Source organism: Methylobacterium sp. E-005 (assembly GCF_022829725.1).
Taxonomy (GTDB): domain Bacteria; phylum Pseudomonadota; class Alphaproteobacteria; order Rhizobiales; family Beijerinckiaceae; genus Methylobacterium.
Map to the genome: position 1 here is coordinate 1 of NZ_JAKSYG010000044.1, position 925 is coordinate 925.

A 925-nucleotide genomic window follows, 5' to 3' on the forward strand; every position below is an offset into this window, starting at 1 on the left:
TGCTTGTAGGCGTGGCGGGTGAGGACGCGTCCGCGGGGGGTGCGCTGCACGAAGCCGCGCTGGATCAGGTAGGGCTCGATGATGTCCTCGATCGCGTCCCGCGGCTCCGAGAGGGCCGCCCCGATCGTCTCGATCCCGACAGGCCCGCCCCCGAACGAGCGCGCGATCAGGCTCAGGTACTTGCGGTCCATCACGTCGAGCCCCGCCTCGTCCACGTCGAGCAGCTTCAGCGCCCGGTCGGCGATCGCCCGCGTCACCGTCTCGGCCTCGGCCACCACCGCGAAGTCCCGCACCCGCCGCAGCAGGCGCCCCGCGATCCGTGGCGTGCCCCGCGCCCGCCTTGCGATCTCGTTGGCGCCCTCCGCCGACATGCCCAGCCCCAGCACCCGCGCGCCGCGGGCCACGATCTGCTCCAACTCGTCGATCTCGTAGAATTCCAGACGGATCGGGATGCCGAACCGGTCGCGCAGGGGCGTGGTCAGCAGGCCTGCGCGCGTCGTGGCGCCGACCAGGGTGAACTTGGGCAGGTCGATCTTGACCGAGCGCGCCGCCGGGCCCTCGCCGATGATCAGGTCGAGCTGGTAATCCTCCATGGCGGGATAGAGGATCTCCTCCACCGCCGGGTTGAGGCGGTGGATCTCGTCGATGAACAGGACGTCGCGCTCGTCGAGGTTGGTCAGCTGGGCGGCGAGATCGCCGGCCTTGGCGATGACCGGCCCGGAGGTGGAGCGGAAGTTCACCCCGAGCTCGCGGGCGACGATCTGGGCCAGCGTGGTCTTGCCCAGCCCGGGCGGCCCGACGAACAGGACGTGGTCCAGCGCCTGGCCGGTCTTGCGGGCGGCCTCGATGAAGATCTGCATGTTGGCCCGGGCCGCCCGCTGGCCGATGAACTCGGCCAGGCTCAGCGGGCGGATCGTCTGATCCA

Annotated in this window: 1 protein-coding gene; it reads right to left on the reverse strand. The window is 70.9% G+C overall.

Going from position 1 to position 925, the window contains the following annotated elements; translation table 11 throughout:
* A partial coding sequence (ruvB, locus tag MKK88_RS03995) for a Holliday junction branch migration DNA helicase RuvB (protein WP_243997309.1) occupies nucleotides 1-925 on the reverse strand: 925 nt, incomplete at both ends.